Origin of the sequence: Micropruina sonneratiae (genome assembly GCF_025972045.1) — a bacterium.
GTDB classification, from domain to species: Bacteria; Actinomycetota; Actinomycetes; order Propionibacteriales; family Propionibacteriaceae; genus Micropruina; species Micropruina sonneratiae.
Genome location: NZ_JAPDHX010000001.1, coordinates 783,085 through 808,511, shown reverse-complemented (window position 1 = coordinate 808,511; position 25,427 = coordinate 783,085). Strand labels below are relative to the sequence as shown.

Sequence of the window (25,427 nt, the reverse complement as noted above, 5' to 3'; positions counted from 1 at the left end):
CCAGCCGAGGCGCCGGGACCGGAGTGCCGGTCCGTGATGACGACGTTCTCGCTAGGGAGTACTCCCCTCCGTTTCGATTCTTCCATTCCCTCGCGAGACCTGCCAACTGCGCCACCACCTAACGGGTGGCCGCCAGGGTCTGCCGGATCATCTTCTTCAGGTCGGCGATCTCGTCGCGCAGCCGGGCCGCCAGCTCGAACTGCAGTTCGCCCGCGGCCGAGTGCATCTGGTCGGTCAGCTCCTGCACCAGGCCCGCCAGTTCGGAGGCGGCCATGCCCTCGGTGTTGCGCTGCTCGCGCTCGCCGAGCGGCACCGGTGCGACCGGACGCCGGCCACCGGCCCTGGTGACCAGGGCGGCGGTGTCGGCGTCCTCGCGGGCCAGCATGTCGGTGATGTCGGCGATCTTCTTGCGCAGCGGTTGCGGGTCGAGGCCGTGTTCGGTGTTGTAGGCGACCTGCTTGGCCCGGCGCCGATTGGTCTCGTCGATGGCGGCGGCCATCGACGGGGTGATCCTGTCGGCGTACATGTGCACCTGACCGTTGACGTTGCGGGCGGCGCGCCCGATGGTCTGGATCAGCGATCGCTCACTGCGCAGGAAGCCCTCCTTGTCGGCGTCCAGGATGGCGACCAGACTCACCTCGGGTAGGTCGAGGCCCTCGCGCAGCAGGTTGATGCCGACCAGCACGTCGTACTCGCCCAGCCGGAGCTCGCGCAGCAACTCGATCCGCTTGAGGGTGTCGACCTCGGAATGCAGGTAGCGGGTCCGGATGCCGTTCTCCATCAGGTAGTCGGTGAGATCCTCCGACATCTTCTTGGTCAACGTGGTGACCAGCACCCGCTCGTCGCGCTCGGCACGCAGCCGGATCTCGCCGATCAGGTCGTCGATCTGCCCCTTCGTGGGCTTGAGCACCACCTCGGGATCGACCAGCCCGGTGGGCCGGATCAACAGCTCGACCGGATCGCCCGAGCGGGCGGTCTCATACGGCCCGGGGGTCGCCGACAGGTAGACGGTCTGGCCGATCCGGTCGGTGAACTCCTCGAAGGTGAGCGGCCGGTTGTCCATCGCGCTGGGCAGCCGGAAGCCGTGCTCGACGAGGGTGCGCTTGCGCGAGGCGTCCCCTTCGTACATGCCGCCGATCTGCGGCACGGTGACGTGCGACTCGTCGATCACCAGCACGAAGTCCGAGGGGAAGTAGTCGAGCAGGCAGTTCGGAGCACTGCCCGGGCCGCGGCCGTCGATGTGCCGGGAGTAGTTCTCGATGCCCGAGCAGGTACCGATCTGCCGCATCATCTCGATGTCGTAGCCGGTGCGCATGCGCAGCCGCTGCGCCTCCAGCAGCTTCTGTTCACCCTCGAGTTCGGCGAGCCGGACCTCGAGCTCGGCCTCGATGCCGGTGATGGCGTGCTCCATGCGTTCGGGACCGGCGACATAGTGGGACGCCGGGAAGACCGCCACCTCCTGGTCGACCGACAGCACCTGGCCGGTCAGCGGGTGCAGCGTGGACAGCGCCTCGATCTCGTCGCCGAAGAACTCGACCCGGACGGCGTTCTCCTCGTACATCGGGAAGATCTCGACGGTGTCGCCGCGGACCCGGAAGGTGCCCCGGGTACCGGCGAGATCGTTGCGTGCGTACTGGATGTCGACGAGGGCGCGCAGCAGGGTGTCGCGGTCGTGCTCGTCGCCGACCCGGAGCCGGACCATCCGGTCGACGTACTCCTGCGGGGTGCCCAGACCGTAGATCGCCGACACGGTGGCCACCACGATCACGTCGCGCCTGGTCAGCAGCGAACTGGTGGCCGAGTGCCGCAACCGCTCGACCTCCTCGTTGAGCGAGGAGTCCTTCTCGATGTAGGTGTCGGTCTGCGGAACGTACGCCTCGGGTTGGTAGTAGTCGTAGTACGAGACGAAGTACTCGACCGCGTTGTCGGGGAAGAAGTTGCGCAGCTCGTTCGCGAACTGTGCCGCCAGCGTCTTGTTGGGCTGCATCACCAGCATCGGCCGCTGCAGCCGCTCGGCGAGCCAAGCCACCGTCGCGGTCTTGCCGGTGCCGGTGGCGCCGAGCACGACCACGTCGGTCTCTCCGGCCTTCACCCGCTTCTCGAGCTCGGCGATCGCGGCGGGCTGGTCGCCGGCCGGGGCGAAGTCGGCCTGGACCCGGAAGGGGGCAACCCGGCGCTGCAGATCGGTTGTCGGACGCATGACCGCAAGCCTAGGCGTCCGGTCCGACAGTTCCGGTGACCGGCCGGGCAGGGCAACGGCGGGGTCCCCACCGGGACCCCGCCGCGCGGCTGCCTGAACTCAGGCCTTCAACTGACTGGACAGCAACGAGTTGGTCATCGCCAGGTAGTCGTCCTGCTGCGACGCCACCGTCGTGCCCGACGGCACGATCAGGGTCGACATCACCGCGAGGCCGTCGTCACGCACCGAGATGATCGACACGTACTGCAGCTTGACCGAGCCCTGTGAGGTCGCCCGCGTTCCCGCCCAACTGCCGATGCCCACCGACAGCCGTTCGTTCTTGACGTCCATCGTGGCCGGGTCCTTGCTGGACACCCCGGTCATGTTCTCGGTGATCTGCTTCATGTAGGCGGTCACGATGTCCTTGCCGGTGACGTTGCCCTCGACCCGGAACGCCTGGGTAGCCAGCAGCGCCTTGCCGTTGCTGAGCTCGGTGTAGTTCTTGAGCTCGTTGCGGCTGGTCTGCTGCCAGCCGTCCGCCGGCGCGACGCTGACTCCGAGCCCCACCTCCGCCGAACCAGCCGGCGTGCTGGTCGACGTGGTCGGGGACGGGCTCGGATCGGTGGAGGTGGTCTCGGTCGGCGTCGGCGAGGGACCGGGATCGGTCGTCTGCGTCGAGACGGTCGGGGTGGGCGTCGGATCGGGATCGTTGCCGCCGCCGAACATCGTCATCAGCAGCCAGCCCAGCAGCGCCACCGCCGCGATGCCGGCCACCACGATGCCGATCACCACGCCGTTGCTCTTGGGCTTGGCCGGCTGCGGCTGGAAGCCGCCCCCGTAGCCGCCGCCGGGCGGACGCTGGCCGAACTGGCCGGACGCGCCCGCTGCCGGGTACTGCTGGCCGCCCTGCTGCGGGTATTGAGCACCCTGCTGCGGGTACTGCTGGCCGCCCTGCTGCGGGTACTGCTGGCCACCCTGCTGCGGGAACTGGCCACCCTGCTGCGGGTACTGCTGGCCACCCTGCTGCGGGTACTGCTGGCCGCCCTGCTGCGGGAACTGCTGGCCACCCTGCTGCGGGTACTGCTGGCCGCCCTGCGGGTTCTGCTGGCCGCCCTGGCCCGGGTACTGGTTGTTCTGGCTCATGACTGGGCCTCCTCGGTGCTGGGCGTGGTACCGGCGGCGTGGGCGTGCGGCACCTTCCCGGCCGCCCGGACGCTGACGCCGCAGTTGGAGCAGAACTGGGCCTCGGGCAGCAGCGGCATCTCACACGAGGGACAGAACTCCAACCCGGGGCCCACCCCACGCGCACGGGCCGTCGACTCGAGCGCCGCCTCCATCAGGCCGCGGTGCAGCGCTGTGCGGATGCGCAGGATCAACACCGCCAGGATGGCCAGGCCCCACAGGATCGAGAGCACCAGCGCGAGCACCTGGTTGCCCAGGAAGCCCAGCAGGTAGGTGCCGCCCGAGAACAGCACGTTGGCGCCGACCGCCGCGGCCACCCCCCGGAAGTACCGCGGGGTGAACCCGTCGTAGCCCTCGCCCAGCCCGGAGAACTCCGCGCAGGCGATGCCGGTGGCGGTGCCCATCACCAGCGGCTTGACGAAGCCCTCGAGCACGAGCAGTGAGATCCAGGTCGGCGCGTCGGTGGCACCGGCGTAGCCGCCGGTGATCAGCGGCCAGTGCTTCACCAGCGTGTCGGCGGTGGCGAACGCCACGCCGGAGATGACGCCGAAGGTCAGGCCGTCCATCAGGTCGTCGAACTCGGGCCGGGAGGCGAGCACCACCGGTCCGACCTGCCGGATCGCCTCACCGATCACCGGGGCCAACACGGCCGCGATCAGGAAGCCGGTGATGGTCGGAGCCATGGCGTCGGCGTCCCACGAGGACTCCGGAGCGACCGGACCGCGCAGGGTCAGCCACAGCCAGGTCCAAAGGCCTCCGACCACCGCGGTGAGCAGGAACGCCAGTCCGGTCACCAGCACCGGTTCGTCCTCCCACAGGTTCACGTCGTAGAGATAGACGATGTAGACGATCGGCATCGCGAAGGCGGCGATCAGCACCGCGATGGGCAGCGCGCCGGTGGCCGCCACGATCACGGTGAGCAGTAGGGCCAGGCCGAGGGCGAACTGATAGGTCATCGGCCGGACGGCGGCGCCGCGCGGCATGATGGTCGACACGAGCTTGAGCGACACCACGGACTCATTGGGTTTGGCGGCGTAGGACGCCTTGCGGGCGCCGTCGTCGGTGTGGGTGTCCAAGCCGCACACCTGACAGAAATGCGCCGCCTCGGGTACGTCCGCGTGGCAACGGGTGCACTGCACGGTTGATTCCTTCCGGTCGGTTTCTCGGGTCAGCCCCGGCGGACCCGCGCGATCAGTCTCTCAACCCACAGGGCCGCCACAGGTGGAACCCGCCGAGGAATTCCACAACCGGCGCGCCGCGGAGCCGTGCCGCAGTCGGTTTCGGCCGCGGAGAACTCGTCACCGGACGCCGTGCGGCCGCGCGTCACCGCCCGGACGTCTCCCCCGGCCCGGGCACCCTGGCCAGCAGCCACCGCCACAGGGCGTCGACCGCCGCGTCAAGGTCGGCGATCGAGCCCGAGTTGTCGACGACCCGGTCGGCGACGGCGAGCCGCTGCGCCCGCGACGCCTGCGCCTCGATCCTGGCCATGGCCTGCTCGGGGGTCAGCCCGTTGCGTTCGATCAGCCGGCTGAGCTGGACGCCTGGGTCGACGTCGACCACCACGACCAGGTCGAAGACGCCGGCCTGCCCGGTCTCCACCAGGAGCGGGATCACCTGCACCACCACCGCGTCGGCGGGCGCGGCCCGAGTCAGTTCGGCCGCCCTGGCCCGGACGAGGGGATGCACGATCGCCTCCAGGTCGCGTCGGGCGTCCGGGTCGGCGAACACGATGGCGCCCAGGGCGGCCCGGTCCAGCTCTGCCGGGGCACCGTCACGGGGCACTGTCAGCACGGTGGGCCCGAACCGCTCGGCCACCGCGGCGAGGCCCGGCGTCCCGACCGCGACGACCTCACGGGCCAGCAGGTCGGCGTCCACGATCACCGCGCCGCGGGCGGCGAGCCGGTCCGCCACGGCCGTCTTGCCCGACGCGATCCCGCCGGTCAGTCCCACGAGCAGCATCCATCGATTGTGCCGTCACAGCGGCCGTGAGGCGCAGGGCTCGCCCGTAGCCGGCTCAGCTCACCAGATCGAGGAAGCGCACCCGCATCTCGGTCACTTCGGCCCGGACCTCGTCCGACGCACTGTCCAGCACGACGGCGATCACCGCCAGCGCCTGGCCCTCCTCGTCGTCGATCAGTACGTGCGAGGTCACCGAGACGGGGTCTCCGTCGCTGCGGCCGGTGGTGCGGGCGCTGGCGGCCCTGGTCTCATCGCGGCGGGTGGTGGCCGTCGTCGTCTTCACCGTGCCGAGGCTCGTCAGGTCGGCGGTGTGACGGGTGAGCAGGCGTTGCGCCTCCTCGGCCGCGGTGGCGTCCGAGGAGGGGCTGAAGGAGCGGAACACGACGGTGTTGTCGCCCCTGGTGAGGGTGGCCGAGCTGCCCCCGTCGTAGTCGTCGAGGTTCCAGCCCTCCGGCCACTGCACCTCATAGCCGTCGAGATCCACGGTGCGCTCGGACTCGTCCCCCTCGTCCTCGTCTTCGATCGGCTCCTCCCCCGTCCCGAAGCCGGGTTGGGTCGATCCCCGGGCAATCAAGGAGGCGACCACGATCGCTCCGACACCCACCCCGATGCCGCCCAGCAGCATTCGTCGGCTGGTGCCCGAGCGCGGCGGCTGCGACTGCTGGACGCCACCTGCTGGTGGATATGACGCCGGCAGGATCGGTGACGCCGACTCCGGGTCACGCTCGGCGTCCGGGTCACCGGCGAGCGGGTAATTCTCGTAGTCGGACACCGGGGGGCGATCGGTCATGCGGTCACGGTCCCACCCGATCGGGCCGGCCGCTGCCAGGCAGCGCCGGGCAGGGGCGGAAACGCGGACGGCCCCCGCCAGGGCGGGGGCCGTCCGGGTGTTCAGCGACGCAGGTCAGCGGCTGCCGGTGAGGCGGTCGCGCAGGGCCTGCAGGGCCTCGTCGGAGGCCAGCGAGCCCTCCGGAGCGGCGGCGGGGACGCCACCGGCGGAGTAGGCGGCGGTGCTGGCGTCGGTGACGGCAGCCTCTACACCGGCCGCCTCGGCGTCCTTCACCTGCTGCTTGTGCGCCTCCCAGCGGGCCTGGGCCTCGGCATACTGCCGCTCCCACGCAGCCTGCTGCTCCTCGTAGCCGGGCTTCCACTCCTGGGTCTCGGGATCGAAGCCCTCGGGGTAGATGTAGTTGCCCTGGTCGTCGTAGGACGCGGTCATTCCGTACAGCGCCGGGTCGAAGTCGTCGGCATGCATGTCGACGCCCTCGTTGGCCTGCTTCAGCGACAGCGAGATCCGGCGGCGCTCGAGATCGATGTCGATGATCTTGACCATCACCTCGTCGTTCACGCTGACCACCTGCTCGGGGATCTCGACGTGACGCTCGGCCAGCTCGGACACGTGGACCAGGCCCTCGATGCCCTCCTCGACACGGACGAAGGCGCCGAAGGGCACCAGCTTGGTGACCTTGCCCGGCACGATCTGACCGATCTGGTGGGTGCGGGCGAAGGTCTGCCACGGGTCTTCCTGGGTCGCCTTCAGCGACAGCGAGACACGCTCGCGGTCCATGTCGACGTCGAGCACCTCGACGGTGACCTCGTCACCGACGCTGACCACCTCGGAGGGGTGGTCGATGTGCTTCCAGGACAGCTCGGAGACGTGCACCAGGCCGTCCACGCCGCCCAGGTCGACGAAGGCGCCGAAGTTGACGATGGAGGAGACCACGCCCTTGCGGATCTGGCCCTTGGCGAGCTGGTTGAGGAACGTGTGCCGCACCTCGGACTGGGTCTGCTCGAGCCACGCCCGGCGGGACAGCACCACGTTGTTGCGGTTCTTGTCCAGCTCGATGATCTTCGCCTCGAGCTCCATGCCGACGTAGGGCTGCAGGTCGCGCACCCGGCGCATCTCCACCAGCGAGGCGGGCAGGAAGCCGCGCAGGCCGATGTCGATGATCAGGCCGCCCTTGACCACCTCGATCACCCGGCCGGTGACGACGCCGTCGGATTCCTTGACCTTCTCGATCGTGCCCCAGGCGCGCTCGTACTGAGCCCGCTTCTTGGACAGGATCAGGCGTCCCTCCTTGTCCTCCTTCTGCTGGACCAGGGCCTCGATCTCATCACCCACCTCGACGACCTCGAAGGGGTCGACGTCGTGCTTGATGGAGAGTTCCTTGGAGGGGATGACGCCTTCGGTCTTGTAACCGATGTCGAGCAGGACCTCGTCCCGGTCGACCTTGACGACGGTTCCGGTGACGATGTCGCCGTCATTGAAGTACTTGATGGTTGCATCCACCGCAGCCAGGAAGGCTTCGGGGGATCCCAGGTCGTCGATCGCGATCTGGGGAGCCTCGGGAGAGGAGGTCATGTAGTAGGGCTCCGATAGTGGTTGGACGTAGTGGGCGCGCCGCAATCCCGCTCCGTCAGGATTCGCTTCGCCGGAGAGATCCGAGAACGTCATCATCAGGGGCACGCGGAACCTGCTCGGTCTGAGGACCCACAGATTGCGAGGCTTCCCCAGCCTACCTAGCGCCCGCTGTGAGAGCAATTCCCCCACCCGGGCGGACGCCGCCGCTCACGTGGCCGCCCCGGTGACACGTTGCCGCCGGTGCGGGCGGCCGCGTGCGTGGGAGCAGCCACGTGGGGCAGCGCCTCTCAGGCGCCGACGGGCTGGCGTTCGGCGGCCGGCGCGGTGCCCTGGGTGAGGCCGTTGTAGCGGTCGGCGTCCAGAATGCCGTTGCGCTTGGCGACGATGGTCGGCACCAGTGCCTGCCCGGCCACGTTGGTGGCGGTGCGGGCCATGTCGAGGATGGGGTCGATGGCCAGCAGCAGGCCCACACCCTCCAGCGGCAGGCCGAGAGTGGACAGGGTCAGCGTCAGCATCACCACGGCGCCGGTCAGCCCGGCGGTGGCTGCCGACCCGACCACGGCGACGAACGCGATCAGCAGGTAGTGGGTGAGGTCCAACTGGATGCCGAACAGCTGCGCCACCGTGATCGCCGCCAGTGCCGGGTAGATGGCGGCGCAGCCGTCCATCTTGGTGGTGGCGCCCAGCGGCACCGCGAACGAGGCGTATTCGCGCGGCACGCCCAGCTTGTCGATGGTGACGCTCTGGGTGAGCGGCAGGGTGCCGATCGAGCTGCGGGAGACGAAGGCGAACACGATCGCCTCCCAGGCGCCGGAGAAGTAGCGGCGCACGCTCAGCCCGTTGAGCTTCAGCAGCACTGGGTAGAGCCCGAACAGCACCAGGGCGCAGCCGAGGTAGACGTCGACGGTGAACACCCCGAGCGGGGCGAGCAGGTCCCAGCCGTAGCTGGCGACGGCCTTGCCGATCAGCGCGGCCGAACCGATCGGGGCGAGCCGGATGACCCACCAGACCAGCTTCTGCGAGACCTCCAGCAGGCTCTCGGCGAAGCTGACGAACGGCCCCGCCTTCTCACCCGCGGCGAGCGCCGCGGCACCGAGCGCGATGCCCAGCACGACCAGCTGCAGCACGTTGAACGACAGCGAGCTGGTGACGGAGATCGAGCCGGCGGCCTCGGTGGCCTTGCTGCTCACCTCGAGGCCGAGGATGTTCCCCGGCACGAGGGACTTCAGGAAGTCGAGCCAGCTGCCCTGGGTGGCGACCGCCTGGGCACCGTCGGTGCCGATCGAGGCGTTCGCGCCCGGGTTCGTCAGCAGGCCGAGCGCGATGCCGATCAAGACCGACGCCAGGGCCGTGACGGCGAACCAGAGCAGCGTCTGGACGGCCAGCCGGGCCGCGTTGGTGACCTTGCGCAGCTGCGTGATGGACACGATCAGCGCGGTGAGCACCAGCGGGACGACCAGCACCCGCAGCAACTGGACGAAGATGGTGCCGACGGTGGTGAGCGTCTCGGTGAGCCAGCCGAGGCTGAAGGTGCGGGCGAGGAAGCCGAGCACGACGCCGGCGGCGAGGCCCGCCAGGACCTGCGCCCAGAACGGGAATCGACGGCGTGCCGGGGCGGCCGCCGTTGCGGTGGATGACATGGGTGAACCTTTCGAGACCGATGGGGTGGGGACGGGGGCGCGACGAGGTCGCTCAACCGCCGGTCAACACAGGCAGCTGGCGTCCAGCCGGTGGTCGAGCACCGGACAGGTCCACAGCAGCGGCATTGGTAATCCCTTTCCGTGCAGGTCCAACCGGCCCGCTGGGCCGGTTATTCCCGCGCCTTCGCAGTTCGTGCCGGATCGGGGCCGCGCCGCCGGCCGGCCGGGGGCGGCGCTCAGCGGCTCAGCCAGGCGTCCGGCTCGGCGGCGAGGTCGCGGACCCTGCCGGGCAGCTCCCCCGACAGCAGCTGCTCCAGCGACGTGTCGTCGAGCACCTGGCGCAGGCTTGACCGCACCGCCACCCAGAGCACCGGGAGGTGCTGGGCGACGCCGTCGTACTCGGTCTGGTGCGGACGCCGTCCGCGCACCTCGGCGAGCGGGCCGTCCACCGCCCGGAAGACGGCACCGATCGGGATCTCGGCGGGCGGCAGCGCGAGCTGGTACCCGCCGCGGGCGCCCTTGGTGCTCACCACCAGGCCCGCCCGGCGCAGGTCGGCCAGGATCGACTCGAGGAACTTGCGCGGCAGCCCCTGGCCCCTGGCCAGCACGTCCACCGAGATCGGACCGCCGTCGCCGGTCGCCGCCAGCTCGAGCATGGCCCGCACCGCGTACTCCGTCTTCGCCGAGATCTCCACGGTCCGCATTCTCGCGCCTCAGACGGCCAGCGCGGGGAATTCCTCCTCTGTCGGCAGGGCGCGGACGGGAGCGGCCTGGTCGGAACCGAGCGTGCGGGTCGGCCGGACCCACACCCGGTCGCCGACCTGCAGGTCGAGAGCGGTGGCCTCGGTCCGGGTCAGCTGGGCGAAGAAGGGCTCGCCGGTGGAGGTGTGCCGCAACTCGACGCGCACCTCGAATCCGAGCCGGACCAGTCGCTCGACGGTTGCGTCGGTGACCCGGACGCCGGCCGAACTCGCCTCTGCCTCGGCCTGCTGCCGGCTGCGGATCAGGCGCAGGTCGTGCGGTCGCGCGATCTCGCCGTTCAGCCGCGAGACCGAACCCAGGAAGGACATCACGAACGGGTTCGCCGGCCGCTCGTAGAGCTCCTCGGGACTGCCGAATTGCTCGATCCGGCCCTCGTTCAGCACGGCGATCTGGTCGGCGACGTCGAGGGCCTCCTCCTGGTCGTGGGTGACCAGCACGGTGGTGACGTGCACCTCGTCGTGCAGCCGGCGCAGCCAGCGACGCAGGTCATCGCGCACCTTGGCGTCCAGGGCACCGAACGGCTCGTCGAGCAGCAGCACCTGCGGGTCGACGGCCAGCGCACGGGCCAGCGCCATCCGCTGCCGCTGCCCGCCGGACAGCTGCGCCGGATAGCGGTGCTGGAAGCCGGCCAGCCCGACCACATCGAGGAGTTCGTCGACGCGGGTGGCGATCTCGGCCCTGGGTCGCTTGCGGATGCTGAGGCCGAACGCCACGTTGTCGCGCACCGACATGTGCTTGAAGGCGGCGTAGTGCTGGAAGACGAAGCCGATCCCCCGCCGCTGCGGCGGCAACCGGGTGACGTCCTGCCCGGCGATCATGACGGTGCCGGCGTCGAGGTCCTCGAGCCCGGCGATGGCGCGCAGCAGGGTGGACTTGCCCGAGCCACTGGGACCCAGCAACGCCGTCAACGACCCGGAGGGGATCTCGAGCGAGACGTCGTCGAGCGCCTTGAAGGTGCCGTAGGACTTGTGGGCGGCGGCGACGGTGATCATCGGCTACTCCTGGTGGTGGTCGCGAGTTCGGGTTCGGGGACGGCTGACGCAACGGGACCGGGCGGTGCCGGGTCGTCGGCGCCTGCCACCTCGGCGTCGGTGTCGGCCTCCGCCGGGGCTGTGGCGGCGGCGATCGTCGCGCCGGACGGCTGCCCCGGCCGCTTGCGGTCCAGGACGGTCATCAGCAGCAGGGTGAGCAGCGCCAGGAACATCAGCAGGGTGGCGGCCGCGTAGGCGCCGTGGGTGTTGTGGTCGTCGATGTAGCGCGAGTGAACCAGCAGGGTCAGGGTCTGCGAGACGCCCGGGAAGCCCGAACTGACCATGATCACCGCTCCGAACTCGCCCAGCGCCCGGGCCACGGTGAGCACCACGCCGTAGGTGAGCCCCCAGCGGATGGCGGGCAGGGTGATCCGGGCGAAGGTCTGCCAGCGCGAGGCGCCGAGGGTGGCGGCGGCCTGCTCCTGCTCGATGCCGATCTCGTGCAGCACCGGCTCGACCTCGCGCACGACGAACGGCAGCGTGACGAAGATGGTCGCGATCACCATGCCGGGCAGCCCGAAGATGACCCTGATGCCGACGTTGTCCAGGCCGCCGAACCAGCCGTTGACGCCCCACAGCATGATCAGTGAGACGCCCACGACGATCGGGGACACGGCGAACGGCAGGTCGACGATGCCGGACAGCAGCCGGCGGCCCGGGAAGCGGCCCCGGACCAGGACGATCGCGGTGACCACCCCGAAGACGACGTTGACCGGCACGACGATCGCAACGATCAGCAGGGACAGGTTGAACGCCGAGATCGCGGCCGGCGTCCGGATCGATTCCCAGAAGGCGCCGAAGCCGGGCTCGAAGGTGCGCCACAGGATGGTCACGATCGGCACGGCCAGCAGCACGGTCAGGTACACCAGCGCGAGCGTGCGCAGGACGATGCGGGTGGGTCGGGCGATCCTCATGCGGCCCGCTCCTCACGTTCCTGGCCGCGGGCGGCGATCCAGCGCAGCACCAGCAGCGTGACGAACGAGATCACCAGCAGGGCCACCGATACCGCGGCTGCGTTCACCGGCCGGTCGATCTCGATCTGCTGCTGGATGTACTGGGACGCCACCTGGGTCTCGCGCGGGATGTTGCCGCCGATCAGTACAACCGAGCCGTACTCGCCGATGGCGCGGGCGAAGGCCAGGCCGCCGCCGGAGATGATGGCCGGCGCCAGGGTGGGCAGCACCACGCGACGGAAGGTGGTCCAATTGCCCGCACCCAGCGACGCGGCGGCCTGCTCGACGTCCCGGTCGACCTCGATCAGCACCGGCTGCACCGACCGCACCACGAAGGGCAGGGTAACGAAGGCCAGCGCCACCATCAGGCCCCAGCGCGTCGCGTTCAACTCCACGCCGATCGGGCTGTTGGGCCCGTACAGCGAGAGCAGCACGATGCTGGCCACGATGGTCGGCAGTGCGAAAGGCAGGTCGATCAGGGCGTCCACGAACCGCTTGCCGGGAAACTCGTCGCGCACCAGCACCCAGGCGATCAGGGTGCCTACCACCACGTTGACGACGGCGACGACCGCCGAGACCAGCACGGTGGTCCACAGCGCCGCCAGCGCCACGGGTGCGGTGACGGCCGCCCAGAAACCCGACCAGCCGTCACCGAACGACGCCACGGTGAGGGCAGCGAGCGGCAGCAGCACGATCAGGCTCAGCCACAGCGTGACCACCCCGAGAGTGAGTCCGTTCACCCGGCCGGCCCAGCCGGCCCGGCTTCGGGGTTGCGGGGTGCGCGCGGGCGCGGCCGGCGAACCGGCAGCGCCCTGGCCGACGACTGCGGTCATGCCGTCGCCTTGTCGTAGATCACCGCGATCGTGCCGGTGTCCTTGGCGAACAGCGACTCGTCGACCGCCGGCCAGCCGCCCACGTCATCGATCGTCCACAGCTTGGTGGGCTCGGGGAACTTGTCGGCGAACTCGGCGGCGACCGTCGCGTCCACCGGGCGGAAGCCGGCCTCCGCCCACAGCTTCTGCGCCTCGGGCGTGTACAGGTAGTCGACGAACGCCTGCGCCTTGGCGAGGTTCTCGCTGCCCTTCAGCACCGCGACCGGGTTCTCGATCTTGAAGGTGCTGGGCGGGGTGACGTGCTCGACGTCCTCGCCCTGGCCCTCGAGGAAGAGCGCCTCGTTCTCGTAGCTGAGCAGCACGTCACCGGTGCCCTGCAGGAAGGTCTCGGACGCCTCGCGACCGGACTTGGGCTGCACCTTGATGTGGTCGGTGACCAGCTTGTCGATGTAGTCCAGGCCGGCCTGCTGGTTCGTGCCGCCCTTGCTGTAGGTGGCGTAGGGGGCCAGCAGGTTCCACTTCGCCGAACCCGAGGAGAACGGGTTCGGGGTGACCACCTCGACGCCCGGCTTGAGCAGGTCGTCCCAGTCCTTGATGCCCTTGGGGTTGCCCTTGCGCACGACGATGGTCACCACCGAGCCGAAGGGGATGCCCTTGTGCTCGCCCGAGGCCCAGTCCTCGGCCACCAGGCCGGCCTTGACCAGCCGGGTGATGTCGGGGGTGACCGAGAAGTTGACCACGTCGGCCTCGGCGCCGGCCTCGACCTTGCGGGACTGGTCGCCGGAGGCGCCGTAGGACTGCTGGAACTGGACGCCGGAACCGGCCTCGGTGGCGTTGAAGGCCGGGATGATCTGGTCGAAGCCGACCTTCGGGACGGCGTAGGCGTACAGGTTGAGGGTGACGCCGCCCGCGCCGGCGGAGGTGGTGCCACCGGCCACGTCGCTCGAACCGCCACCGGCGCAGCCGGTCATCGCCAGGGCGAGGGACGCCGCGACGGCGGACAACACGACTCTGCGCGAAGGCTTCATGGGAACTCCTTGGGAACGGCCCGGCGGCCTGGTCGAAACGGTTCGACCGAAATGGTTATTCAGGTAACTCCTATGGGAGTGATAGGATTTAATCGCATGAGCGGGCAAGCCGTCAAACCCCGCGCGGCGTGTCTCAGCATCCGGATCCGCGGCCGCAGCCTGATGGGCGAATCCCCCGGGCCGCTCCCGCCGGCCGGTCGGCTGGCACTAGCGTGGGGGCCGAGCCCAGAGGAGGAACCCCAGATGAGCGGAACCGCAACCGTCCACCACGCGGAGCTGAAGCCCACCAAGCTCGAGTTGTTGGCGCAGTGGCTGCCGTCCCAGCCCTGGTTCGAGGGGGACGCGCACGACCCCGAGCGGGTCGGCGCCTACCGCTTCGTCGACCCCGACGGCGAGGTCGGCATCGAGACCCTGCTCGTCCGCTCGGGCGGGCTGACCTACCAGGTGCCGCTCACCTACCGCGCCGAGCCGCTCGAGGACGCCGGTTCGTACCTGATCGGCACCCTGGAGCATTCCGTGCTGGGTACCCGCTACGTCTACGACGCCGTCGGCGACCCGGTGTACGTGGCCGAACTGATCCGCGTCATCCATGAGGCCGACAACGAGGCCGACCTCTCCCAGGGGGAGAAGTCGATGAGCGTGCTCGGCAGCGGCATCACCGCCGTTTCCAACGCCGCGATGCAGGCGGCACGGCTCATCCGGGTGCTGGACGGCGCACACAACCACACCGCCATTCCGCTGGGCATCCTCGAGGGCACCTGGACCGAGGACGGCCACGAGCGCAACGAGGTGCTCGCCACGATCCGCTGAGACCGGCCGGTGACGACGCGGGGCCGGCCTAGTGCGCCGCGTCGTGCCACGACCGGCCGGTGCCGACCGAGACCTCCAGCGGCACCGCCAGGTCGACGGCGTGACCCATCTTGTCCCTGACCAGGGCGTCCAGTTCGTCGGCCTCACCCGGCGCGACCTCGAAGACGAGTTCGTCGTGCACCTGCAGCAGCATGCGTGAACTCAGCCCACGCTCGGCCAGCGCCGATTCGACGTCGAGCATGGCGACCTTGATGATGTCGGCCGCGGAGCCCTGGATGGGTGCGTTCAGCGCCATCCGCTCGGCCATCTCACGGCGCTGACGGTTCGATGAGGTGAGGTCGGGCAGGTAGCGGCGGCGGCCCAGCAGCGTCTCGGTGTAGCCGGTGCGGCCCGCCGTCCGGACGACCTCGCGCAGGTAGTCGCGGACGTTGCCGAACCGCTCGAAGTATTCCTCCATCAGGCCCTTGGCCTCGGAGACCTCGATCTTCAGCTGCTGCGACAGCCCGTAGGCGCTCAGCCCGTAGGCCAGCCCGTAGTTCATCGCCTTGATCCTGGCCCGCATCCGCTGGTCGACCTCGTCGGGCCCGACGGAGAACACCCGCGAGGCCATCACCGTGTGGAAGTCCTCACCGGAATGGAACGCCTCGATCAAGCCCGCGTCGGCCGAGGCGTGGGCCATGATCCGCATCTCGATCTGGCTGTAGTCGGCGGTCATCAGCCGTTCGTACCCGGCGCCGACCACGAAGGCGCGGCGGATGCGCCGGCCCTCTTCGGTCCGGATCGGGATGTTCTGCAGGTTCGGGTCGGTCGAACTGAGCCGGCCGGTGGCGGCGATGGTCTGGATGTAGGTGGTGTGCACCCGGCCGTCGTCGGCGATCGACTTCTGCAGCCCCTCGACCGTCTGGCGCAGCCGGATCTGGTCGCGGTGCCGCAGCAGATGGGCCAGGAACGGATGCTCCGTCTTGGCGTACAGGCTCTCCAGCGACTCGGCGTCGGTCGTCCAGCCGGTCTTGGTGCGCCGGGTCTTGGGCATCTTCAGCTCGTCGAACAACACCTCCTGGAGTTGTTTGGGCGAACCCAGGTTGATCGGGCGGCCGAGCACGCCGAAGGCGTCCGACTCGGCCGCTCGCACCGCGGTGTCGAAGTCGCGGTAGAGACCGTCGAGATACTCGGCGTCGACGGCGATACCGTCGCGCTCCATCGTCGCCAGCGTGCGCAGCAGCGGCAGTTCGACCTCGGCCAGCAGGGTGGCCTCGCCGCGCTCGTCGAGCTCGTCGGTCAGCGCCCTGGCCAGATCGATCACGGCGCGGGCGCGGATCATCGAGTCCTGGCCCTCGTCCGGATCGTCGAAGTCGAGAGCCAGTTGGTCCCTCGGCGCCGCCGCCGGACCCTCGGCGCTCAGTTCGCGCTTGAGGTGCCTGGCGGTCAGGTCGCCCAGGTCGTAGACCCGCTGGTCGGGCCGCAGCAGGTAGGCGGCCAGCTGGGTGTCGCTGGCCAGCCCGTTCAGCTCCCAGCCGCGGGCCCAGATCGCCAGCAGCGGACCCTTCGCGTCGTGCAGCGCCTTCCTGACGCCCGGCTCGGCCAGCCAGGACGCCAACGCCGCGTCGTCGGTCGCGGTGAGTTCTGCCACGTCGACCCAGCACGCGGCGCCGTCGGCGGCGGCCAGCGCCAACCCGGTGACGTCGCCCGTCCCCGCCCGCCACTGGCCGGTGACGTCGAGGCCCGTCAGCTCGCCGCGTCCGTGCGTGCTGAGCCAGTCGCCCAGGGCCCCCGGCTCGAGCACGTCGCCGACCACCTCGAAGCCACCGGTGGGAGCCGTCTGCTCGGCGGGAAGGGTTTCGATCAGCCGGTCGCGCAGCACCCTGAACTCGAGGCCGTCGAAAACGGTGTGCACGGCCTCGCGGTTCCAGTCACGCCGCTCCAGCTCGGACACCGTCACCGGCAGCTCGAGGTCGCAGACCAGCGCGTTCACCTCACGGTTGCGGACCACGTCGTCGAGATGGGCGCGGAACGACTCGCCCGCCTTGCCGGGGATCTCATCGGCGCGCCGGACGATGTTCTCCAGCCCGTCGTAGGTGGCGATCCACTTGGCGGCGGTCTTGGGCCCCACCCCCGGCACGCCGGGCAGGTTGTCGGACGTCTCGCCCACCAGCGCCGCCAGTTCGGGGTACTTGGCCGGCGGCACGAAGTACCTCTCCTCGACGGCCTCGGGGGTCATCCGGGCGAGGTCGGAGACGCCCTTGCGCGGGTACAGCACCGTGACGTCGGAGCTGACCAGCTGGAAGGTGTCGCGGTCGCCGGTGCAGATCAGCACCTTCATGCCCTGGGCGGACGCCTGCGTGGCCAGGGTGCCGATGATGTCGTCCGCCTCGAAGCCGTCGAGCTCAACATGGGTGACGTTGAGTGCGTCCAGCACCTCCTTGATCAGCGCGACCTGACCGGTGAACTCGGCCGGCGACTTGGAGCGGTTGGCCTTGTACTCGGTGTAGAGCTGGCTGCGGAAGGTCTGCCGGGACACGTCGAACGCGACGGCCAGATGGGTCGGCTGCTCGTCGCGCAACACGTTGATCAGCATCGAGGTGAAGCCGTAGACGGCGTTGGTGTGCTGTCCGGTGGTCGTGGAGAAGTTCTCCACCGGCAGCGCGAAGAAGGCCCGATAGGCAACCGAATGGCCGTCGATCAGCAGCAGCGTTCCCGGCTCGTCACTCACCTGAGCGAGGGTAGCGGAGCGCACCGACATTGACCTGGCCGGCGACCCTGCAGCGGGGGTTGCGGACGGCGCCCTCCGATGTGGAATCGTGACCCCATGAGCCTTCCCGACTGGGCCACCGGCGTCCACAGCGCACTCGATGACAAGATGGGCATCGAGCTGTTCGAGCTGTCCGCCACCCGAACCGCGGGGCGAATGCCCGTCGAGGGCAACACCCAGCCCTTCGGGTACTGGCACGGGGGGGCGTCCTGCGTGCTGGCCGAGACGCTGGCGTCGATGGCGGCCTTCGCCGAGGTGGGCCAGGGTGGGGCGATCTTCGGGGTCGACATCAACGCCACCCATCACCGCTCGATCCGTGAGGGCTGGGTGAACGGCGTAGCCACCGCCCTGTTCGTGGGGGGCAGGCTGGGCACCTGGGATGTGGTGCTGACCAACGACGACGGCGAGCGGCTGTGCACCGCCCGGGTCACCTGCGCGTTGCAGCGACCCAAGCGCCGTGACTCCTGACCGGCTGATCGCGGCGCTGCGCGCCGCCGGGTGCGTCTTCGCCGAGGACGAAGCGGCGCTGCTGTCCAACGCCCCCGGCCCGGTGGAACCGCTGCTGGGACGGCGGCTCGCCGGCGAGCCGTTGGAGCAGGTGCTCGGCTGGGCGGCCTTCGACGGCCTGCGGATCACCGTGCGGCCGGGGGTGTTCGTGCCGCGGCGCCGCTCCGAGCTCCTGGTCCGGCTCGCAGCCGAGGGGCTGCGGCCCGGCGACGTCGTGGTGGACCTGTGCTGCGGCAGCGGAGCGCTGGCCGCTGCGCTGGCGCAGCGGGTGCCCGGCCTCGACCTGCATGCCGCCGATCGCGATCCGGCCGCGGTGGCCTGCGCGCGGCTGAACCTGCCCACGTCGTCGGTGTGGACGGGCGATCTCTTCGACGCGCTTCCCCGGCGCCTGCAGGGTGGCGTGCGGGCGATTGTCGCGAACGCGCCCTACGTGCCCAGCGACGACATCGCGTTCATGCCCGCCGAGGCGCGGGACCACGAACCGCTGAGCGCCCTGGACGGCGGACTGGACGGCCTGGCGGTGCACCGGCGGATCGGCGCCGAGGCGGCCGACTGGCTGGCACCCGGTGGGCGACTGCTGATCGAGGTGGCCCCCGCTCAGGTGGAGGCGGCGACCGCGCTGCTCGGCGCCGCGGGGCTGCGGGTGCGGGTGCACACCGACGACGCGTTGGACGCCACCGCCGTCGTTGCCGAGACGGTGAACGGCTGAGTTCAGCGGCGGGGCTTCTTGCCCGCCTTGGCGTGGTCGATGACCCCTTCGGCGACCTCACGCATCGACTTGCGCAGGTCCATGGCGGTCTTCTGGATCCAGCGGAAGGCTTCAGGCTCGGTCAGCCCGAGGCCCTCCATCAGCAGGCCCTTGGCCTGCTCGACGAGCTTGCGCGACTCGAACCGTTCGGTCAGGTCGTCGATCTCGTCCTCGAGCGCCTTGAGTTCTGCGTGCCGGGCCATCGCCACCTCGATGGCGGGCACCACGTCGGAGGCGTCGAAGGGCTTCACGACGTACGCCATCGCGCCGGCCTCACGAGCCCGCTCGACCAGTTCGCGCTGCGAGAAGGCGGTCAGCATGACCACGGGGGCGATCCGCTCCTCGGCGATCACCGAGGCGGCAGAGATGCCGTCCATCTTGGGCATCTTGACGTCCATCACCACCAGGTCGGGCTCGAGTTCCCGGGCCATGGCGAGGGCCTGTTCGCCATCACCGGCCTCGCCGACGACCTCGTAGCCCTCGGCGGTCAACAGTTCGACCAGGTCGAGACGGATCAGCGCCTCGTCCTCGGCAACCAGGACTCGGGCGCGACCGGTGGTGGTCTCGTCTTCGGACGTCATTGTCTGCACTCTTCTGTCGTGGGGTGGGGGTGTCGCATGGCTCTGGGAGCACCTTACTCCGACAAGCGGTGCTGGCCAGAATGTGGCATGATCGTATGGCTCCAGCCGGGGTGGCGGAATGGCATACGCGGACGGCTCAAACCCGTCTGCCCGCAAGGGCATAGGGGTTCGACTCCCCTCCTCGGCACCGCACCATCGGGTGCCCTCAGGCGATGATCACCTCGACCGCTGCGTCGTCCAGGGCACGTCCCAACTCCTCGCCCGGCGGGCGGTCGGTGACCAGCACGTCAACCCGCTCGAGCCCGGCCAGCCGGGCAAACGCCGTCCGGTCGAACTTGGTGGAGTCGGCCACCACGACCACCCGCTCGGCGGCCTCGATCATGCCGCTGAGCATCTCCGCCTCTTCGATGTTGGCGATGCTGATGCCGCCGGCGGAGATCCCGGCCGCCCCGGTGATCAGCAGGTCGGCCCGCAGGCCCACCGCACCCGGCAGCCGCACCGGTCCGATCACCACGCCGAACGCGGCGTGGTAGCGCCCACCCAGCAGGTACACCCCGCGGGTCGCGGTCTCGCCGACCTCCTGTGCCACCGCGGGCGAACACGTGACCAGGGCGATGTCGCGGGTGCCCAGCGCCCGGGCGACGGCCACCGCCGTGGTGCCGCCGTTGAGCAGCACGGTCTCACCGTCACGCACCAGCCGGGCCGCGACCGCTCCGATCGCCCGTTTGGCGGCCAGTTGCCGGGTGCCGCGTTCGGTCACGCTCTCGAGGTCGGCCGCAGGGGTCGCGATCGCCACCGCACCGCCATGGGTGCGCCGTACCACGCCCTGCTCGTCCAGCAGGTCGAGATCGCGCCGCGCCGTGTCGGCAGAGACCTCGAACCCTTCCGCCAGTTCGGCCACCGTCGCGCTGCCGTGGGTGCGGACGTATTCGGCGACCAACGAGCGCCGCGCGCCCGGTAGGGCCGCACCGCCCACGGTGGGAGGGGACGCCGGTTCAGCATGCAGATTCACGCACCCAGAATGCCAGAGATGCTGTTTTATGCCAACTTTCGCATTCCAGTTGGCCTCCTGCAACCCGGGCCGCTAATCTTCTTGCAAGAAACCGCAGAAACCAGCATGGAAGCTGGTGAGGAGGAAGCAATGACGGGAACCCAGATCTCTCTCGGACGGCTGTTCCAGCCCGGCTCGGGGCGATCGTTCATCACCGCCTACGACCACGGCACGAACCTGAAGGTGCCCGCCGCCAGCGGCAAACCGCTCGACGTTCTGGCCAAGATCGTCGAGGGCGGCCCCGACGGCGTCCTGCTGGCGCCCGGAATGCTGCGCGCCGGTGCCGAACTCTTCGCCCACCGCGGCGCGCCCGTTCCGGTGCTGCGCGCCGACTGGACCGTCATCAACGACGACTGGAAGCGCGACTCGGGCGAGCACTACAAGGTGATGCTGTCCCCCAGCGACGCACACGCCATGGGGGCCGGTGCGATCGTGATGTACCTGATCCTGGGCCCGGCCGAGGGCACCACCTTCGCCGACAACGTCCAGCAGGTCGCCCGGGCCGCCGTCGAGGCGCACCGGGTCGGCATGCCGCTGATCGTCGAGGCCACCCTGTGGGGCACCAGGCACACCGACAAGCACAACGCCGAGGCCCTGCAGCATGGCTGCCGGATGGCCTACGAGCTCGGTGCCGACGCGATCAAGACCGAGTACACCGGCGACCCGGCCACCATGCGCGAGATCATCGACTCGGTCGCGATCCCAGTGCTCACCCTGGGCGGCGCAGAGGGTGCCCGCGACGACGTGATCCGGTCGGCGCAGGGCGCGATCGAGGCCGGCGCCCGCGGGCTGATCTTCGGCCGCAACGTGTGGAACACCCCCGACCCGGTGGCCGCGACCCGCGATCTGGTCCAGATCGTGCACGGGGAGCAGTGATGCGCGGCTTCACCTACGCCGGCCCGGGGGTGCCGGCCCAGTTGACCGAACTGCCCACCCCCGAACCGGGTCCCGGCGAACTGCGCATCAGGGTCGGCGCCAACACCGTGTGCGGCACCGACCTTCGCATCCTGCGCGGCGAGAAGTCCAAGGGCGTCCGGCTGGGCGCGGTGCTGGGTCACGAGGTTGCCGGCTACGTGGACGCCGTGGGCGAGGGCGTCGAGGGGTTCGCCGAGGGCGACCTGGTCGCCATGCCGCCATCGGTGTGCTGCGGCGTGTGCGGGCCGTGCCGGCGCGGCACCGAGCACCTGTGCGAGGACGTCCATTTGGTCGGCTACGACATCGACGGCGGGCTGGCCGACTACATGCTGATTCCGCGCGAGGCGCGGGCCCGCCGGCAGCTGGTCAAGGCCGCCCCCCACCTGGAGCCGGCGCAGCTGTCGCTGGCCGAGCCGATCTCGTGCTGCCTCAACGGCCTGGACAACTACCGGGTGGAGGTGGGCGACGTGGTGGTCATCGTCGGTGCCGGGCCGATCGGGCTGATCCACCTGCAACTCGCCCGGATCGCCGGGGCCCGCCAGGTGATCGTCTCCGACCCGTCTGAGACCCGGCGGGCCACCGCGGAGGCGCTGGGTGCGGACCTGACGGTCGACCCGACCGCCAGCGACCTGCTGGGCACCGTGCGGGGTCTGACCGACGGTGAGGGCGCCGACGTCGCGGTGCTGTGCATCGGCGTGCCGGCCCTGGTCAACGACTGCCTGAACCTGGTCCGCAAGCGGGGCCGGGTGAGCATCTTCGCCGGGTTGGCCGGCGAGGGCTGGTCGAACATCGCCGCGAACCTGATCCACTATCGCGAACTGACCGTGGTGGGGGCCTCCAACTCGGGGCGGGAAAGCTTCGTCCGGGCCGTGGCCCTGATCGAGAGCGGAGCCATCGACACCAAGTCGCTGATCACCCACACCTTCGGCCTGTCACAGGCCACCGAGGCGATCGAGTTCGTGGCCTCCGGCGAGGGCATCAAGGTGGCCGTCATCCCCGATTGAGACCTCACCGTTAGTGGGAGTATCCACAAAACAATTCTCACGGACACTCCCCACACGGCTCGGCATCCAATACCGTGCTGTGTGGGGAGGACGGCACCGCCGCGGTCGCCCCGCGATGAGCAATGTTGCTCGAGAAAGGAGCACCACAATGGCGAAGGACAAGAGGTTGGTCATCGGGATCGACTTCGGCACCGGCAGCTCGAAGGGCGTGCTGGCCCGGTTGAACGGCAAGGTCATCGCTTCCTCCGAGAAGGCGCACCGGACCTCGATGCCGAAGCCCGGCCACGTCGAGCATGACGCCGAAGAGGTCTGGTGGGCCGATTTCCTGGCCATCACCGGCGACCTGCTGCGCAAGGCCGACGGCCCCATCGTCGGCATCACCACCTCGGGCATCGGACCCTGCAGCCTGTTCTGCGATGCCGACGGCAAGCCGCTGCGGCCCGCCATCCTGTACGGCGTCGACACCCGTGCCTACAAGGAGGTGGCCGAACTCACCGACAAGATCGGCGAGGAGGCCCTGGTCGAGAAGTGTGGCAACATCCTCACCTCGCAGTCGCAGGGGCCGAAGCTGTTGTGGACGGCCCGCAACGAGCCGTGGGTGTGGGAGAAGGCGAAGTACGTCTTCATGTCGCAGACCTACGTCGCGTTCAAGCTCACCGGCGAGTACGTGCTGGACCACCTGTCGGCCTCGATGTTCGACCCGATGTACTCCCCCAAGACCCAGGACTGGATCCCGGAATGGGCCGAGCTGGTCGCCCCCGGCCTGCCGCTGCCGCAGCTCAAGTACTCCAACGAGATCGCCGGTCACGTGACCGCCGAGGGCGCACGGCTGAGCGGGCTGCCCGAGGGCATCCCGGTCGGCGTGGGCAGCACCGACGCATTCAGCGAGGCGCTGAGCGTGGGTGTGAAGGATCCGGGCGACGTCATGCTGATGTACGGCTCGACGATCGTGGCCGACCTGATCGCCGACCACTTCATGTCGCACCCGAACCTGTGGGCGCTGACCGGCACCTACCGCGACACGTTCGCGCTGGCCGGCGGCCTGTCGGCCTCGGGCGCGTTGACCACCTGGTTGCGTGACATCGTCGGCGGCACCGAGTACGCGGTCCTCACCGAGGAGGCGTCCGAGGTGGCACCCGGCTCCAACGGGCTGCTGGCTCTGCCCTACTTCGCCGGTGAGCGGACGCCGATCAGCGATCCGATGGCCCGCGGCGTGATCGCGGGGCTCACCCTGAGCACCAGCCGGGCCGAGTTGTACCGGGCGCTGCTCGAGGCCACCGCGTACGGCACCAGGCACCTGCTGGAGTCGATCAAGGAGGCCGGCGGCGAGGGCAAGCGGTACGTGGCGGTCGGCGGCGGCACCAAGGGCGGGCTGTGGACGCAGATAATGTCCGACATCTGCGGCATCGAGCAGGTGCTGCCCAAGCTCGCCATCGGCGCCAGCTACGGTGACGCGCTGATCTCGGCGCAGAACGTGGGCGCCGCCGACGAGTCGACGTCGTGGATGAAGGAGTCGGCCAGGGTCCAGCCCGACACCGACAACAAGGGTCTGTACGACGACCTGTTCGGCCACTACCTAGATTTGTACCCGGCGACCAAGGACATCGCCCATCACTTGGCGGGCATCCAGCTCGGCGAATGATCCACTGACCCGGCGAAGGGGTGACGGAGCAGCTCCGTCACCCCTTCGTCGCCTTACGGCGCTCAGCCGTGCAACTCGTAGATGCGCACGGCGTTGGTCTGCCCGCCGAGCCGGGCCGGGTTGCCCGCGACGATCACGATCAGGTCGCCACTTGTCACCCAGCCGGTCTCCATCAACACGTCCTGCACCGACTCGAGCATCGCCTCGGTGGTGGTGAACTCGGGGGTGACGAAGGACTGCACCCCCCAGCACAGGGTCAGTTCCTGGGCCGTACGCGGCTTCGGGGTGAACGCCAGGATGGGGATCTCGCTGCGCAACCGGGCCAGCCGGTGCGGGGTGTCGCCCGAGATGGTGAACGCCGCCAGGTACTTGGCCCCCACCCGGCTGGCGATGTCGACCGCGGCCTTGGAGATCACGCCCGAGTGGGTGTGCGGGTTCCAGTCGATGCCCCGGATGTTCTGCATTCCGGTGCCCTCGGTGAAGTTGATGATTCGCGACATCGTCTCGACCGCCTCGATCGGGTACTCCCCCATCGCGGTCTCGCCGGACAGCATCACCGCGTCGGCGCCGTCCAGGATGGCGTTGGCCACGTCGGACGTCTCGGCGCGGGTGGGCTGCGGGGCGCTGATCATCGATTCGAGCATCTGGGTGGCGACGATCACCGGCTTGGCCCACTTGCGGGCGCTCTCGATGATGCGCTTCTGCACCGACGGCACCTGCTCGGGCGGCAGCTCGACGCCCAGGTCGCCGCGGGCCACCATGAGCGCGTCGAAGGTGTCGACGATCTCCTGCAGGTTCTCGACCGCCTGCGGCTTCTCGATCTTGGCGATCACCGGGACGTGCCGATCCTCCGAGTCCATCACCTCCCGCACCCGGTCGTAGTCGGAGGCGCTGCGGACGAACGACAGCGCCACCATGTCGACGCCGTGCCGCAGGGCCCAGCGCAGGTCGTGGGCGTCCTTCTCACTGAGCGCCGGCACCGAGACCGCCACACCCGGCAGGTTGATGCCCTTGTTGTTCGACACCCGGCCGCCGACGATCACCTCGGTCACCACGTCGGTGTCGGTCACCTCGACGGCCCGCAGGTGCACCTTGCCGTCGTCGATCAGCACGTGGTCGCCGGGCTGGACGTCGCGGGTCAGGCTCTTCAGGGTGGTGGACGCCCGCTCGGCCGTGCCCAGCACGTCGTCGGTGGTGATGATGAACGTCTGGCCGGGCTCGAGGACGGCGAAGTCGTTCTCGAAGCGCTGCAACCGGATCTTCGGGCCCTGCAGGTCGGCGAACACCCCGACCGGACGACCCACGTCGTGGGAGGCGTCCCGGACCAACTGCAGCCGGCGCATGTGCTCCTGGTGGTCGCCGTGCGACATGTTGAGGCGCACCACGTTCACACCGGCGTCCAGCAGTCCTTTCACCTTCTCGAGGGTGTCCGTTGAGGGCCCGAGGGTTGCAACAATTTTCGCTCTACGCACGCAGCGACACTACCGGACC

The 25,427-nt window shown here is 69.7% G+C and carries 22 protein-coding genes and 1 tRNA gene; 7 read left to right on the top strand and 16 right to left on the bottom strand.

Annotated features, from left to right (window positions below):
* Window positions 1-118: 118 nt before the first annotated feature.
* The 12 genes from uvrB to OIE40_RS03940 form a co-directional block, all read right to left on the bottom strand.
* Window positions 119-2,200 carry an excinuclease ABC subunit UvrB gene (uvrB, locus tag OIE40_RS03995; RefSeq protein ID WP_264700282.1) on the bottom strand — a complete coding sequence of 694 codons (2,082 nt, stop codon included), beginning with the start codon at window positions 2,198-2,200 and terminating at the stop codon, window positions 119-121.
* Window positions 2,201-2,299: 99 nt separating this feature from the next.
* Window positions 2,300-3,322: a hypothetical protein gene (locus tag OIE40_RS03990; protein WP_264700280.1), complete on the bottom strand. Its 1,023-nt coding sequence runs from the start codon at window positions 3,320-3,322 to the stop codon at window positions 2,300-2,302.
* Window positions 3,319-4,446, bottom strand: a complete 1,128-nt coding sequence (locus tag OIE40_RS03985) for a PrsW family glutamic-type intramembrane protease (RefSeq protein WP_264700678.1) — start codon at window positions 4,444-4,446, stop codon at window positions 3,319-3,321. Before OIE40_RS03985 ends, OIE40_RS03990 begins: the two co-directional genes overlap by 4 nt.
* A gap of 238 nt (window positions 4,447-4,684) precedes the next feature.
* A complete protein-coding gene (gene coaE, locus OIE40_RS03980; protein ID WP_264700278.1) occupies window positions 4,685-5,320 on the bottom strand; it encodes a dephospho-CoA kinase in 636 nt (211 codons plus the stop codon).
* Between the two features lie 55 nt (window positions 5,321-5,375).
* The gene (locus OIE40_RS03975; protein ID WP_264700276.1) at window positions 5,376-6,110 is read right to left on the bottom strand and encodes a hypothetical protein; all 735 of its coding nucleotides are present in this window, start codon (window positions 6,108-6,110) and stop codon (window positions 5,376-5,378) included.
* Between the two features lie 114 nt (window positions 6,111-6,224).
* Window positions 6,225-7,682 carry a 30S ribosomal protein S1 gene (gene rpsA, locus OIE40_RS03970; RefSeq protein ID WP_264700275.1) on the bottom strand — a complete coding sequence of 486 codons (1,458 nt, stop codon included), beginning with the start codon at window positions 7,680-7,682 and terminating at the stop codon, window positions 6,225-6,227.
* 287 nt (window positions 7,683-7,969) lie between these two features.
* A complete protein-coding gene (locus tag OIE40_RS03965; protein ID WP_264700274.1) occupies window positions 7,970-9,322 on the bottom strand; it encodes a dicarboxylate/amino acid:cation symporter in 1,353 nt (450 codons plus the stop codon).
* 236 nt (window positions 9,323-9,558) lie between these two features.
* Window positions 9,559-10,017: an RrF2 family transcriptional regulator gene (locus OIE40_RS03960; RefSeq protein WP_264700273.1), complete on the bottom strand. Its 459-nt coding sequence runs from the start codon at window positions 10,015-10,017 to the stop codon at window positions 9,559-9,561.
* Window positions 10,018-10,035: 18 nt separating this feature from the next.
* On the bottom strand, window positions 10,036-11,076 hold the full coding sequence (locus OIE40_RS03955; protein WP_264700271.1) for a sulfate/molybdate ABC transporter ATP-binding protein: 1,041 nt from the start codon (window positions 11,074-11,076) through the stop codon (window positions 10,036-10,038).
* Window positions 11,073-12,029 carry a sulfate ABC transporter permease subunit CysW gene (cysW, locus tag OIE40_RS03950; protein ID WP_264700269.1) on the bottom strand — a complete coding sequence of 319 codons (957 nt, stop codon included), beginning with the start codon at window positions 12,027-12,029 and terminating at the stop codon, window positions 11,073-11,075. The genes OIE40_RS03955 and cysW overlap by 4 nt, the downstream gene beginning before the upstream one ends.
* Window positions 12,026-12,901, bottom strand: coding sequence for a sulfate ABC transporter permease subunit CysT (gene cysT / locus OIE40_RS03945; protein WP_264700267.1), 876 nt, complete (start codon window positions 12,899-12,901; stop codon window positions 12,026-12,028). Before cysT ends, cysW begins: the two co-directional genes overlap by 4 nt.
* Window positions 12,898-13,929: a sulfate ABC transporter substrate-binding protein gene (locus tag OIE40_RS03940; RefSeq protein ID WP_264700265.1), complete on the bottom strand. Its 1,032-nt coding sequence runs from the start codon at window positions 13,927-13,929 to the stop codon at window positions 12,898-12,900. Before OIE40_RS03940 ends, cysT begins: the two co-directional genes overlap by 4 nt.
* Window positions 13,930-14,172: 243 nt before the next feature.
* Here OIE40_RS03940 and OIE40_RS03935 point away from each other — a divergent pair, with 243 nt between their 5' ends.
* Entirely contained in the window at window positions 14,173-14,739 is a 567-nt protein-coding gene (locus OIE40_RS03935; protein ID WP_264700263.1) for a CG0192-related protein, read from the top strand.
* A 28-nt stretch (window positions 14,740-14,767) separates the two neighbouring features.
* Here OIE40_RS03935 and polA read toward each other — a convergent pair whose 3' ends face one another.
* Window positions 14,768-17,479, bottom strand: coding sequence for a DNA polymerase I (polA, locus tag OIE40_RS03930; RefSeq protein WP_264700261.1), 2,712 nt, complete (start codon window positions 17,477-17,479; stop codon window positions 14,768-14,770).
* Between the two features lie 66 nt (window positions 17,480-17,545).
* On the opposite strand from polA, the gene OIE40_RS03925 reads away from it, so the two are divergent.
* Together OIE40_RS03925 and OIE40_RS03920 are read left to right on the top strand one after the other, a co-directional pair.
* Window positions 17,546-17,956 (top strand): PaaI family thioesterase, encoded by a 411-nt coding sequence (locus tag OIE40_RS03925; protein WP_264700259.1) that lies wholly within the window; start codon window positions 17,546-17,548, stop codon window positions 17,954-17,956.
* A complete protein-coding gene (locus OIE40_RS03920) occupies window positions 17,946-18,704 on the top strand; it encodes a putative protein N(5)-glutamine methyltransferase (RefSeq protein WP_264700257.1) in 759 nt (252 codons plus the stop codon). The genes OIE40_RS03925 and OIE40_RS03920 overlap by 11 nt, the downstream gene beginning before the upstream one ends.
* Before the next feature lie 2 nt (window positions 18,705-18,706).
* Here OIE40_RS03920 and OIE40_RS03915 read toward each other — a convergent pair whose 3' ends face one another.
* Window positions 18,707-19,324, bottom strand: coding sequence for an ANTAR domain-containing response regulator (locus tag OIE40_RS03915; protein WP_264700255.1), 618 nt, complete (start codon window positions 19,322-19,324; stop codon window positions 18,707-18,709).
* Between the two features lie 104 nt (window positions 19,325-19,428).
* Here OIE40_RS03915 and OIE40_RS03910 point away from each other — a divergent pair.
* Window positions 19,429-19,511, top strand: a tRNA-Leu gene (locus tag OIE40_RS03910).
* A gap of 18 nt (window positions 19,512-19,529) precedes the next feature.
* Here the strand turns inward: OIE40_RS03910 and OIE40_RS03905 are convergent.
* Window positions 19,530-20,336 carry a DeoR/GlpR family DNA-binding transcription regulator gene (locus tag OIE40_RS03905; RefSeq protein ID WP_264700253.1) on the bottom strand — a complete coding sequence of 269 codons (807 nt, stop codon included), beginning with the start codon at window positions 20,334-20,336 and terminating at the stop codon, window positions 19,530-19,532.
* A gap of 129 nt (window positions 20,337-20,465) precedes the next feature.
* Between OIE40_RS03905 and OIE40_RS03900 the strand changes: the two genes are divergently transcribed.
* The 3 genes from OIE40_RS03900 to OIE40_RS03890 all read left to right on the top strand — a co-directional run bounded on the left by OIE40_RS03900 (window position 20,466) and on the right by OIE40_RS03890 (window position 23,936).
* Window positions 20,466-21,251 (top strand): class I fructose-bisphosphate aldolase, encoded by a 786-nt coding sequence (locus tag OIE40_RS03900; protein ID WP_264700251.1) that lies wholly within the window; start codon window positions 20,466-20,468, stop codon window positions 21,249-21,251.
* Window positions 21,251-22,294, top strand: coding sequence for a zinc-binding dehydrogenase (locus tag OIE40_RS03895; RefSeq protein WP_264700250.1), 1,044 nt, complete (start codon window positions 21,251-21,253; stop codon window positions 22,292-22,294). The genes OIE40_RS03900 and OIE40_RS03895 overlap by 1 nt, the downstream gene beginning before the upstream one ends.
* 148 nt (window positions 22,295-22,442) lie before the next feature.
* Window positions 22,443-23,936 (top strand): FGGY-family carbohydrate kinase, encoded by a 1,494-nt coding sequence (locus OIE40_RS03890; RefSeq protein ID WP_264700249.1) that lies wholly within the window; start codon window positions 22,443-22,445, stop codon window positions 23,934-23,936.
* A 62-nt stretch (window positions 23,937-23,998) separates the two neighbouring features.
* Here the strand turns inward: OIE40_RS03890 and pyk are convergent, their stop codons facing one another.
* The gene (gene pyk, locus OIE40_RS03885; RefSeq protein ID WP_264700248.1) at window positions 23,999-25,408 is read right to left on the bottom strand and encodes a pyruvate kinase; all 1,410 of its coding nucleotides are present in this window, start codon (window positions 25,406-25,408) and stop codon (window positions 23,999-24,001) included.
* Window positions 25,409-25,427 lie beyond the last annotated feature (19 nt).

Excerpts from the sequence above, each read along its gene's own strand:
- uvrB (WP_264700282.1), bottom strand. The coding sequence starts at position 2,200 with ATGCGTCCGACAACCGATCTGCAGCGCCGGGTTGCCCCCTTCCGGGTC.
- OIE40_RS03990 (WP_264700280.1), bottom strand. The coding sequence starts at position 3,322 with ATGAGCCAGAACAACCAGTACCCGGGCCAGGGCGGCCAGCAGAACCCG.
- coaE (WP_264700278.1), bottom strand. The coding sequence starts at position 5,320 with ATGCTGCTCGTGGGACTGACCGGCGGGATCGCGTCGGGCAAGACGGCC.
- OIE40_RS03975 (WP_264700276.1), bottom strand. The coding sequence starts at position 6,110 with ATGACCGATCGCCCCCCGGTGTCCGACTACGAGAATTACCCGCTCGCC.
- rpsA (WP_264700275.1), bottom strand. The coding sequence starts at position 7,682 with ATGACCTCCTCTCCCGAGGCTCCCCAGATCGCGATCGACGACCTGGGA.
- OIE40_RS03965 (WP_264700274.1), bottom strand. The coding sequence starts at position 9,322 with ATGTCATCCACCGCAACGGCGGCCGCCCCGGCACGCCGTCGATTCCCG.
- OIE40_RS03955 (WP_264700271.1), bottom strand. The coding sequence starts at position 11,076 with ATGATCACCGTCGCCGCCGCCCACAAGTCCTACGGCACCTTCAAGGCG.
- cysW (WP_264700269.1), bottom strand. The coding sequence starts at position 12,029 with ATGAGGATCGCCCGACCCACCCGCATCGTCCTGCGCACGCTCGCGCTG.
- cysT (WP_264700267.1), bottom strand. The coding sequence starts at position 12,901 with ATGACCGCAGTCGTCGGCCAGGGCGCTGCCGGTTCGCCGGCCGCGCCC.
- OIE40_RS03940 (WP_264700265.1), bottom strand. The coding sequence starts at position 13,929 with ATGAAGCCTTCGCGCAGAGTCGTGTTGTCCGCCGTCGCGGCGTCCCTC.
- OIE40_RS03935 (WP_264700263.1), top strand. The coding sequence starts at position 14,173 with ATGAGCGGAACCGCAACCGTCCACCACGCGGAGCTGAAGCCCACCAAG.
- polA (WP_264700261.1), bottom strand. The coding sequence starts at position 17,479 with ATGTCGGTGCGCTCCGCTACCCTCGCTCAGGTGAGTGACGAGCCGGGA.
- OIE40_RS03925 (WP_264700259.1), top strand. The coding sequence starts at position 17,546 with ATGAGCCTTCCCGACTGGGCCACCGGCGTCCACAGCGCACTCGATGAC.
- OIE40_RS03915 (WP_264700255.1), bottom strand. The coding sequence starts at position 19,324 with ATGACGTCCGAAGACGAGACCACCACCGGTCGCGCCCGAGTCCTGGTT.
- OIE40_RS03900 (WP_264700251.1), top strand. The coding sequence starts at position 20,466 with ATGACGGGAACCCAGATCTCTCTCGGACGGCTGTTCCAGCCCGGCTCG.
- OIE40_RS03895 (WP_264700250.1), top strand. The coding sequence starts at position 21,251 with ATGCGCGGCTTCACCTACGCCGGCCCGGGGGTGCCGGCCCAGTTGACC.
- OIE40_RS03890 (WP_264700249.1), top strand. The coding sequence starts at position 22,443 with ATGGCGAAGGACAAGAGGTTGGTCATCGGGATCGACTTCGGCACCGGC.